Below are 10562 nucleotides of genomic sequence, written 5' to 3' on the forward strand. Positions count from 1 at the left end.
AACCTCCTTAAGGATTATCGGCATGAAAAAAATGTTTGAAATACCTTTATGCAGTTACGAGAAAATTTTTTTAGATAGAAAAGGGAAATGGCGTTAATCGATGATAAATTGTATTCTTGTGCCGTCAGGATCATCGGATAATTGATGACCGACCCATGAGCCTGCTCCCCTATTATCTGAAGGACTGATATATTTGACAGAAGCTCCTGTTCCTCCTTCCTTACACATCGCCATCGGCCATTCGTCCCGATCATACCCGCGCTTTGTTGGGATGCCATGAAGTGATTGGTCTCTCTGTTCATCGCTATGTTTACGGTCAATCGTACATACGGATGAATGGCCTTCATCAATTGCCTCTTCTATGTGCTTCGCGGTTTCTGGGTAACGATCTGATGGGAAGTGAATGGTTTTGTCATAAGATGAATTCGTCGTCTCTTGTTTACTTTGCTCCAGTTGAATATAGCCTGTTGCTACACCAACGACGATTAGTAAAAGCAAGAGAATGATTTTAAGAAGTTTCATAGATGCTAGCTCTCTTTCTTGTTTGCGTATTTTGTAAACAGAAGTATAGCAGAATTACTTACCAATTTCTCCTGGTTTTGAAAAAACGCCTTTTAAAGTTCGAAAAACGGTTTTTATCCGTTTTCATGCTTTTCATATTTGTAAAATTTCATAAAAATTTTAATTTTGCTGGTCAAAAAAAGATTATGCTTTATCAAAATGGCTTTATCACTGCTTTTTGGGCTAATTTCAAGAATTTAACACACAGAAATTTTTAAAAAATAAAATTGACTAGACCGATATGCTTTAATAATATGGAGTCAAATATCAAAAAATGTCGTAATTTATCAAAATATGATTCTATTTACATTGCAGGAGGGGAGTACAAATGGCGGATGTCTCTTATCGGCTTGGTATAGACATAGGAGGAACATTTACTGATTTATCGCTGATGAATGAAGCAACAGGGGCGCTGACTGAACTCAAAACACCCACAGTGACTGACGACCCAGCCCAGGGAATTATCAATGGGCTAAAACTTCTAAAAGACAGAGGTGTTGATTTATCTAAAATCCAATATCTCGTACATGGAATGACAATCGGTCTTAATACATTATTGCAGCGGAAAGGAGCAGATTTAGCCCTTTTTGTGACGGAAGGCTTTCAAGACATATTATCACTACAACGTTTACGATTACCCATTCCTTATGACTTCAATTCTCGTTTGCCGGAACCATTGATACCACGAAAGCATGTATACCCAATCTCTGAAAGGTTGATACACGATGGTACGATCAAAAAACCTCTCCATCTGCAGCAATTAGATCATGCTGTCCAGCAGGTCATGTCTAAAAGGCTAGCAGGTATTGTCATTTCTTTTTTACATAGTTATCAAAATCCAGTTCATGAATTACAGGCAAAAGCCTATATCAAACACCATTATCCGCAATTAGAAGTCCTTACTTCATCTGAATTATGGCCTCAAATGAGAGAATACGAGCGTACTGTGATGTCTGTTGTCAATTTGTACATTCAACCAAAGGTAAAACAGTATTTACAAACATTGAAAAGCCGTTTGAAAGAAGAAGGTGTACCAATTTCTCCATACATTACACAATCAAATGGTGGTTTAATGGATGCAGAAAGTGCAGCAACTTCACCTGTTAAAACACTTTTTTCTGGTCCAGCAGCTGGTGTCATTGGTGCGGCAAGAATCGCAGCCTCTGCAAACGAATCCAACCTGATCACTTTTGATGTAGGGGGGACGAGTGCAGATATCTCCATTATTCAAAAGGGGCAGCCTACAATGGCTCAGTCTAATCAGCTTTCAGGTTTTCCTATCATTCTTCCATCTGTTGCGATGTATTCAATAGGGGCAGGCGGAGGTTCTGTCGCGTGGATTGATCAGGGCGGGCTTCTCAAAGCAGGACCAGAATCAGTTGGCTCACAGCCGGGACCAGCTTCGTATGGTAAGGGAAAGAAAGCTGCCTTAACTGATGCGTTCCTCATATGCGGTTATCTCAATCAAGAGCGTTTTGCCGGAGGACATTTACACCTACAGCTGTCCGCGGCGGAAAAGGCCTTTCAACCAATTGCTGACCAGCTCAACAAAACGGTAGAAGAAGCGGCTGACCAGCTGATCCAAGTAGCTGTCGCCAATATGTACACAGAATTAAGCAATGTCATGGAGCAGCAAGGGTTTGACCCAAGAGATTTTAGTTTACTAGCATTTGGCGGAGCAGGACCGGTTGTGGCGAATTTCCTTGCTCGAGAAATCCATGCGAAAAACGTGGTCGTTCCTCCAAGTCCAGGAACATTATGTGCATTAGGTGCTCTGACCGCTGATTTTATTCATGATGCGGTGCTGTCGAAGAAAATATGCTTACAAGACTACTCGATAGATCAACTAAAACAAGATTTTGAGATGCTTTCGCGAAAAGCGACTGATTGGTTCAGTCGGCAGAACATTCAGCATATTAAACAGACATCCATTCTATTATTGGCAGATGCACGTTATCAAGGACAAGCCTTTGAGATTGAATTACCATTATCAGCTGAATGGCTGAAGCAAGAACAAGATATCCACCAACTCATTGAAGCCTTTCACAAACTGCATCAGCGTCAATATGGTCATAGAGATGATCAGGCGAACATCGAGTTTACTCATTTACGAGTTCGAGTCATAGGCGAGACGCCGCCGCTGCCTTTCACACCTGTTCATGAAAGCAGCGGACAATCTTTGAAGCCATATGAATACAGGCGAATCTTTATAGAAGAAAAAGACCATGAAGCAGCTATTTATTACAGAGATACTTTGTCAGTAGGTTCTGTCATCAATGGACCTGCCATTATTGAGCAGGATGATACGACAACATTGATTCTGCCAAATTGGACAGGCAGCATTGATCAATCAGGGAACTTGGTGATTTCAAGGGAGGCGGCTTTACATGAGAACTGATCCAGCAAAGCTTGAGATGATGCGCAGTTATTTTAATGCAATTGCGTCTGGCATGGGACATGTCATTGAACGGACGTCTTTTACGACTTTCGTCAAAGAATCAGCTGACTTTGCGACAGCGTTAGCCACGCCTTCTGGAGATTTCTTTGTTTATCCGAAGACAGTGGGTGTAACGATCTTTTTAGGGCTGAGTCTTAAAAAAGCGATTGAAGAGAGCGGGGCGATGCAGCCGGGAGATATTATCATCACAAATGACCCTTATACGACAGATGGTTTAGCGACTCACCTGCCGGATGTCCATATCATTAAGCCAATTTTCGTAGATGGTGAAATTGTCAGCTATGCTTGGTCTTTTGTTCATGTGAGTGATGTGGGCGGACTTGTGCCTTCGAGTATTTCACCGACAGCAACAGATGTCCATCAAGAAGGATTAAGAATCCCGCCAGTGAAAATTTCTGAAGGCGGGAAAGAGAATCAGGTCGTTCGGACCTTATTAAGAGCCAACAGCCGAGCCAGTCATTTAAATGATGGGGATATCAATGCGATGATTGCTGCAGTAAATACAGCAGAAATTCGGTTAAAAGAAATGATCGGCAAATTTGGAAAAAATGAAGTGAAACAAGGAATGATGGACCTGCTGAAGCAAGCTGAGATTCGTGCAGGAAAGGTCATTGAAGCCATTCCGAATGGAACGAGTGAATTCGCTGATTATTTAGATGATGATATGATCTCGGATGTGCCGATCCGTTTGAAAATCAAGTTAACGGTGAAAGGAAAGCGGCTGATTCTTGATTTTTCTGAGTGTGACCCTCAAGTGAAAACAGCTTTTAACCTTGTCACCAATGGTCAGAAGCATTCCTTCCTATATCAAGGGTTGATTAATTACATTATTAGTAAAGATCCCTTTATACCGATTAATGGCGGAATAACATATCCGATTGAAGTGATTTCACCTAAAGGGACGCTGGTGCATCCAGAATACCCGGCCTCTGTTGGTATTCGGCATTCGATTACGATGAGGCTGTATAATGTCGTGCTAGGCGCCATTGGTAAGCTGTTACCTGAAGCAGTGCCGGCAGCAGGTGCAGGTCAATCTGCTATTGTTGTTCTCTCTGTTCCTGATGTTCAAACAGGTGGCAGGAAAATGTCTGTTGTCGAACCATTAGGCGGAGGCGGCGGTGCTCAAAATGGAACTGATGGAGTAGATGGCATTGATCATTCATCTGGCTTTTTGAAAAATACACCCATTGAGAGTTTAGAACAGCATATTGATATTCATGTTCACCGATATGAGCTTTTGCCGAACACAGGCGGGGCAGGAGAAAACAGAGGTGGACATGCGATTGGTTTGGAATTTGAAATGATCAAGCCTGAATCTATGGTGACCGCACGAGGAATGGAACGAATGAAGTTTCAGCCTTGGGGGTTAATGGGCGGCCGAGCAGGAGCTGTTGGTGAGGTCAAGCTGATCACAGCAAAAGGTGAAAAACAAGACCAGCCAAAAATAGATGTTCTGCGTCTTGAAAAAGGCGATATTGTGCAATTAATATCACCAAGTGGAGGCGGCTGGGGAAATCCATTTGCTAGAAAGAAAGAAAAAGTCCTTCAGGAAGTGGAAGCAGGTCTATTAAGTGAAGAAAGAGCGCTGCAGCAATATGGCGTTAAAGTGTATCTAGACCAAAATGAATGGAAGATTGATGAAAAGCAAACGAATAAGCTTCGTGAAAAGGTTGATCATCCTGCTGATATCATGTGGGATTTCGGAGAACACAGAGAAGCTTATGAGAAAGTATGGACGGATGAAGCCAGCAGCGAGCTTGCCGTGCAGCTGCGTTCTTACCCAGCTAATGAACGTACGCATTATAAACATGCAGTTCATCAACATTTCAGTCATAGAAATGAGCCGTTAACAAAGAAAGATATTATTCAAGCACTTCGTCATATGGATGGACAAAAAGGGGGAAATCAATCATGAAAAGAAGATTAATCACTATTTTTGCAGGTGTACTATCAATGATTCTACTGCTGACAGCTTGCGGTGGAAATGGACAGGATCAAGGTAAACAGCAGCAGACTGTGATCGTTGGCGTATACGGAGGCGATTGGGAAAAGAATATCAAACCAATCCTCGAAAAGTTTGAAAAAGATACGGGAATTAAAGTCCAAACCGTCTCTGGAGCGGATTCTGAATGGTTTACGAAATTAAAAGCGTCCAATGGAAAAAATCCACCGTATGACCTGCTTATTTTACAGCCTGATACGATTCAAAGAGGTATTGCAGCAAACGTTCTTGCGCCCATTGACGAAGAGCAAGCACCGAATGTCAAAAAACTTTACCGTTCTGTCCAAAAGAAGCTCACTATTGATGGGAAACAATATGCAGCAGGCTTTAGCATGGGGCAGCTAGGAATTGCTTATCGAAAAGATCTTGTGAAGCAGGAACCAAACAGCTGGACAGACCTATGGAGCAGTCAGCTAAAAGGGAAGGTGGCGATATCATCTCCGACTTATTCAGCCGGTTTGCAATTTTTCTCTGCGCTTGTCCATGCTCAAGGGGGGACAGAATCAAATCCTAAGGATATTGATAAAGCCTTTAAAAGCCTTTCACAATTAAAAGGACATGTAGCTGCTTTTCCAGATAATCCAGGGTCTATTCAAACCTTGTTAGAACGTGGTGACGTGGCAGCAGTTCCATATTGGGATGGACGAGTATTTGCACTTGAAGAAGAAGGAATGGATATTGGTTTCTCATATCCGAAAGAAGGCGCTGTTGCAGCTGTTGCGAGCTGGGCTTTAACGAAGGGAAGTCAGCATGAAGAAGCGGCTTACAAACTATTAAACTATTTAAGTGGAAAAGAAGCTCAGGAGGCTTTCTCGGAAAAATCTTATTATGGCATGTCGAATTCTGATGTGAAATACGGTGACAAGATTAAGGGGAAGGTCAAGGTTGGAGAGAATTATTATAGCAAGCTGACTTGGGTAGATTACGAAACAGCAACTTCAGAGCTTGGCAATTGGACAAATCGATGGAACGAAGTATTAGGCGGAGGAAAATAGGTGATCGCATGAGTGGAATCCATTTAGAACATATCAGCCAGCATTTCGGCGAGCAGACTGCTCTTAACGATGTCAGTCTTACGGTGAATGAGGGAGAGTTTTTCTCCCTTCTTGGCCCTAGCGGCTGCGGAAAATCAACGTTATTAAACATCATTGGCGGTTTTTTAGAGCCAACAAAAGGTGTCGTCTATATTGGTGATCAGGATGTGACGACTTTACCGCCCTATCAAAGAAAAACGGGTATGGTTTTTCAAAGCTATGCACTCTTTCCGCATCTGACCGTATTTGATAATGTGGCGTACGGGTTAAAGGTTCAAAAGAAAAAGAAGGCAGAAATCAAAGAGAAAGTAATGGAATGTTTGTCTCTTGTGCAATTAGAGGCGTTTGCGAAACGTATGCCGCATCAATTAAGTGGTGGACAGCAGCAGCGGGTAGCGATTGCAAGGGCGCTTGCGATTCAGCCGTCTGTTCTTCTTCTTGATGAACCGCTCAGTAACCTAGATGCAAAACTTAGAAAAAATATGCAGACAGAGCTTCGAAATATTCAAAGGAATGTCGGAATTACAACCATCCTCGTGACCCATGACCAAGAGGAAGCATTAAGCCTTTCTGATCGGATTGGGATTTTAGGTGAGGGAAGAATCCAGCAGATTGGGACGCCTTTAGAGGTGTATCGCCAGCCAAACAATCGATTTGTTGCTGAATTTATCGGGCAGGTGAACCTATTTGAAGCAGTATATGATGAAGCTAAAGCTGCATTTATCGTTCCTCATTTAACCCAGTCAAACGGGCAGCATGTTGAGTTAAAGGCTGCGGCACACCAAGAGAAGAAGGGGAATCATTTACTCATGCTCCGTCCAGAAAGAATCAGCATATCTTCTGAGTGGGAAGACGTTCAGCCCAACCTTGTATCAGGTGTGCTGGCAGATGTCAGTTATATTGGTCACTCATTACGTTTAGTGGTGGGGCTCGATAGCGGTGAAATGATTGTCCATGCTTCTGATGCAGCATTTCCTGAACTGCCGAAAGCTGGAGAAGCAATTCATATCAATTGGCAGCCTGAAGATATCGTTTTCCTAGATTCGAAGGTGCATACGTGATGCGTATCAAGAAAAAGAATCAGCGATTTCATTGGTTCATGCTGCTGCCTGCGTGTTTGTTTCTTGTTGTATTTCTACTAGCGCCGCTTGTGATGATGTTCGTCCTCAGTTTTCGCGATGTGGATTCAATGATGAATACATTACAAACATATAGCTTTTCTCAATATATTCATGTGTTCACGACAGATGCGTATGTGAAGGCGATTGGAAGTACAGTGTGGGTAGCCTTGCAGACAACGGTGATTTGTTTATTGATGGCATACCCCGCAGCATACGTGCTTGTCAAGGCACCTCATCCGCGTTTGCGGGCATTTTTCTATATCTTACTTGTCTCGCCGCTTTTGACAAGTGTTGTGATTCGGACGTTTGCATGGATTGTCCTTCTTTCGCAAAATGGTCTGATCAATGGCATGTTATTAGATTTACATGTGATTGAAAAGCCGCTCTCTATGCTGTGGAATATGAATGCGGTGATTATTGCTTATGTTCAGGTCATGCTGCCTTTTGCAGTGCTGCCTATCGCGACGAGCTTAACCGATATGGATCGTCATTTACGACCGGCTTCTATGAGTCTAGGAGCTGGACGTATTCGAACCTTCTTTCATGTGACCTTTCCACTGACCATTCCAGGTATGGTGACTGGAGCTATTATTGTCTTTTCACTGGCGGCTGGGAGCTATATCACCCCGCTGTTAGTCGGCGGAAGGATGCAGCCTCTGCTGCCGCTGTCTATTTATCAGCAGGTCATGCAGGTGTATAACTTGCCTCTTGCTGCAGCGATGTCCTTTACGTTATTGGTTTGTGTGCTTGTGGTGGTCAGTTTATTAAGCTATCTATTGAAGCGTTGGGAGGCGAGGATGCATGCGTAAAAAATCATTAGGTGACCGCTTGCTTTCAATCCTGATTTGGACTGCTGGGTCATTGGTTTATCTCTTTTTAACCATACCTGTTCTTGTCATCGTCCTATCTGCTTTTAGTCCAAATGCCTTTCCTGAATTTCCGCCGACTTCGTTCTCCGTTCGTTGGTTTCAAGAGGTTGTGTCGAATCCAGAATGGATGGAGTCTCTGCGTATCAGTGTGATTTTGCTATTCATCGTAACGCCGCTCACGGTTCTTTTAGGCACGATGGCTTCGTATGCTTTAGCGAGGCTTTCCTTTAAGGGAAAGGAGGCCATCCAAGCCTTCATTTTGTCACCACTTATGATTCCTCAGGTAGTGTTGGGGATTGCCATGCTTTATTTGTTTACGGCTATGGGGTTTACGGGATCTTTGTGGGCGCTTGTCATAGGTCACGTCATTATTGGCTTTCCCTATGTGGTTCGAACAGTAGGCGTCAGTGTCTCGAATTTGGACCCGCGGCTTGAGCTAGCTTCAATGAATCTTGGCGCAGGACCCATTCGCACATTCTTTCGAGTGACGCTGCCTTTGATTAAGCCAGGAATTATTGCAGGCGGGGTGTTTTCAGCTGTGACGTCATTTGGGGAAATATCGATCAGTTTGTTCGTTTCCTCTCCCCAAACCATTACGATTCCCATCAGGACGTTTAATTACATTGAGCAAACCTTTGATCCGAGTGTCAATGCGATATCTGTCATATTTATTATCATTTCTATCATTGCGTTGCTCATCATTGAGAAAACGATTGGCCTGTCTAAGGTGATGTAAATATAATGAAGAAACAAGGGAGCTGTCATTTGAAATGGCAGCTCTTTTTGTGTTGTTTTTACGGTAAATATTTTCAATTTTTCAGGGAATATAGTTCTTAAGATTTAAGAAATTTTGGAGAGTGAAAGGAGACCTCTATCCTGCATTTTCGGTCATATTTGCAAATTTTAAGGGGAAACATGAAATTTTTGCGGTATTTAGTCGATTATTTTCGGTTGAACGCAACTATTATTAGTTATTTTCGGTAAATATCGTAAATTATCATGTGATTCATTCGGTATAACGCATGAATCTTTACACCCATTTTTCGGTGAAAAAAACAATAATTTCATATAAAGTGGACGTAAATAGAAAATATTTAAAAAGAAAAGAAGAAAAAGGCAAATCTATGGAAACGTAGAGACGCAAAGCCATGTCCTAAGGTAAATGTTGCTTTTTTACTATGGTCGGCAGGTTACCGAATCAAAATGGGAGTCCCTCCGTTTTATTCGGGGTGGGCTTCTTTCCGTATTGCGTCTATTTAATCAAATAGACTTGGTTCTTTTGATATAGAGGGTTCAGGGTGTCACATTGGTGGAGAAAACATAAAAGAGGCGGAGGATAAGAATGAATACAGTTTATTACCCCTTAACACATGCGCAAAAGCGAGTATTCTACACGGAAAGATTTTATCAAGGTACAAGTATTTCTAATTTGGGTGGATTCGCCAGATTGAGATCGGTATCAGGTTTAGATCCATCTTTAGTCGTTGACGTGCTTCAAGCGTACATTCGCCAAACTGACTCCCTTCGTTTGAGGCTGGTGTATCGACATGAGCAGGAGGAGCCTGTTCAATATATGAAGCCTTATGAAGAACAGCCGATTCGCATGGAGAAGGGCTGGAGTGAAGAAGAAGTGAGGGCTTGGGCGAATGAGCAAATCCGTGAGCCAATGCCGTTAATTGACAGCCCCTTGATTGAATTTACGGTCTTTCAAATCAGTGATCAAGAGTGCTGGCTGTTCTGTAAAGCACATCATATTGTGGCGGATGGTATCTCGATTATCTTGATGGGAAATCGCATTATCGACTTATACCAGGACATGCTGCACGGGGTAGACATCTCACCGGTTGAGGAGATTTCCTTCGTTGATCACATCATGAGTGAGCAAAGCTATGAAACTTCTAAACGATTTCAAAAAGACCAAGCCTTTTGGAATGAGCAATTTGCCAATATTCCAGATTTCGCTTCTTTAAAACCGCATAAGGGATACGAGATGAGTTTACATGCGCAGCGATTTTCGGGGGATATTCCAGATTCTTTGAAGGAGAAACTTCGTGCTTTTTGTGAAGAGCAGAAAGTCAGTATGCTCTCGATGTTTATGTCCACTGTTTATGTATATTTACATCGTTTTAGCGGCATGGAGGATGTTGTTCTTGGAACCTTTATGGGCAACCGAACGAATGCCAAAGAAAAAAAGATGATTGGTATGTTTGTTTCCACGATTCCAATGCGTGCATCTGTTCATGGGTCGCAAACATTTCTTGATTTCGTAAAACAGGTTATGGCGGATCAAATGAAGATCTTGCGTCACCAAAAGTACCCTTACAATCTCCTCATGAATGATTTGCGAGAAAGAGAAGGGTTTACAGGGCGCCTTTTTGACATTTCTTTAGAATACCAGGTCATGCAGTGGCAGAAAAAAGAGAATCTGTCTTTTATTACTGAACCGATTTTTAGCGGGAGTGGAATGAATGATATTTCAATCCATGTAAAGGACCGCTGGGATACAGATACATTGAC

8 protein-coding genes and 1 riboswitch are annotated in these 10562 nt (G+C 42.5%); of the genes, 7 read left to right on the forward strand and 1 reads right to left on the reverse strand.

Translation table 11 applies throughout. The features are described 5' to 3' along the window. Positions 1-93: 93 nt before the first annotated feature. On the reverse strand, positions 94-522 hold the full coding sequence (locus tag MHH26_RS19110; RefSeq protein WP_034664156.1) for a NucA/NucB deoxyribonuclease domain-containing protein: 429 nt from the start codon (positions 520-522) through the stop codon (positions 94-96). Positions 523-889: 367 nt separating this feature from the next. Between MHH26_RS19110 and MHH26_RS19115 the strand changes: the two genes are divergently transcribed. From MHH26_RS19115 to MHH26_RS19145, 7 genes are all read left to right on the forward strand, one after another. After that, the gene (locus tag MHH26_RS19115; protein WP_334750770.1) at positions 890-2959 is read left to right on the forward strand and encodes a hydantoinase/oxoprolinase family protein; all 2070 of its coding nucleotides are present in this window, start codon (positions 890-892) and stop codon (positions 2957-2959) included. Beyond that, positions 2949-4934, forward strand: coding sequence for a hydantoinase B/oxoprolinase family protein (locus MHH26_RS19120; protein WP_334750771.1), 1986 nt, complete (start codon positions 2949-2951; stop codon positions 4932-4934). Before MHH26_RS19115 ends, MHH26_RS19120 begins: the two co-directional genes overlap by 11 nt. Then, on the forward strand, positions 4931-6016 hold the full coding sequence (locus MHH26_RS19125; protein ID WP_034664150.1) for an ABC transporter substrate-binding protein: 1086 nt from the start codon (positions 4931-4933) through the stop codon (positions 6014-6016). Before MHH26_RS19120 ends, MHH26_RS19125 begins: the two co-directional genes overlap by 4 nt. 8 nt (positions 6017-6024) lie before the next feature. After that, positions 6025-7116 (forward strand): ABC transporter ATP-binding protein, encoded by a 1092-nt coding sequence (locus tag MHH26_RS19130; RefSeq protein WP_340974400.1) that lies wholly within the window; start codon positions 6025-6027, stop codon positions 7114-7116. After that, on the forward strand, positions 7116-7985 hold the full coding sequence (locus tag MHH26_RS19135; RefSeq protein WP_060595513.1) for an ABC transporter permease: 870 nt from the start codon (positions 7116-7118) through the stop codon (positions 7983-7985). The genes MHH26_RS19130 and MHH26_RS19135 overlap by 1 nt, the downstream gene beginning before the upstream one ends. Then, the gene (locus MHH26_RS19140; protein WP_106031578.1) at positions 7978-8781 is read left to right on the forward strand and encodes an ABC transporter permease; all 804 of its coding nucleotides are present in this window, start codon (positions 7978-7980) and stop codon (positions 8779-8781) included. Before MHH26_RS19135 ends, MHH26_RS19140 begins: the two co-directional genes overlap by 8 nt. A gap of 369 nt (positions 8782-9150) precedes the next feature. Further along, positions 9151-9243: riboswitch (cyclic di-GMP riboswitch) on the forward strand. 144 nt (positions 9244-9387) lie between these two features. Continuing rightward, positions 9388-10562: condensation domain-containing protein (locus MHH26_RS19145; protein WP_340974402.1), on the forward strand; the 1175-nt coding region annotated here is incomplete at its 3' end.

Origin of the sequence: Bacillus sp. FSL K6-2839, from assembly GCF_038003365.1 — a bacterium.
In the GTDB taxonomy this organism is placed as follows: Bacteria; Bacillota; Bacilli; order Bacillales; family Bacillaceae; genus Bacillus.

Bases quoted from the DNA above. Each gene is read 5' to 3' on its own strand.
- MHH26_RS19110 (WP_034664156.1), bottom strand. From the start codon at position 522: ATGAAACTTCTTAAAATCATTCTCTTGCTTTTACTAATCGTCGTTGGT.
- MHH26_RS19125 (WP_034664150.1), top strand. From the start codon at position 4,931: ATGAAAAGAAGATTAATCACTATTTTTGCAGGTGTACTATCAATGATT.
- MHH26_RS19120 (WP_334750771.1), top strand. From the start codon at position 2,949: ATGAGAACTGATCCAGCAAAGCTTGAGATGATGCGCAGTTATTTTAAT.
- MHH26_RS19135 (WP_060595513.1), top strand. From the start codon at position 7,116: ATGCGTATCAAGAAAAAGAATCAGCGATTTCATTGGTTCATGCTGCTG.
- MHH26_RS19140 (WP_106031578.1), top strand. From the start codon at position 7,978: ATGCGTAAAAAATCATTAGGTGACCGCTTGCTTTCAATCCTGATTTGG.
- MHH26_RS19130 (WP_340974400.1), top strand. From the start codon at position 6,025: ATGAGTGGAATCCATTTAGAACATATCAGCCAGCATTTCGGCGAGCAG.
- MHH26_RS19115 (WP_334750770.1), top strand. From the start codon at position 890: ATGGCGGATGTCTCTTATCGGCTTGGTATAGACATAGGAGGAACATTT.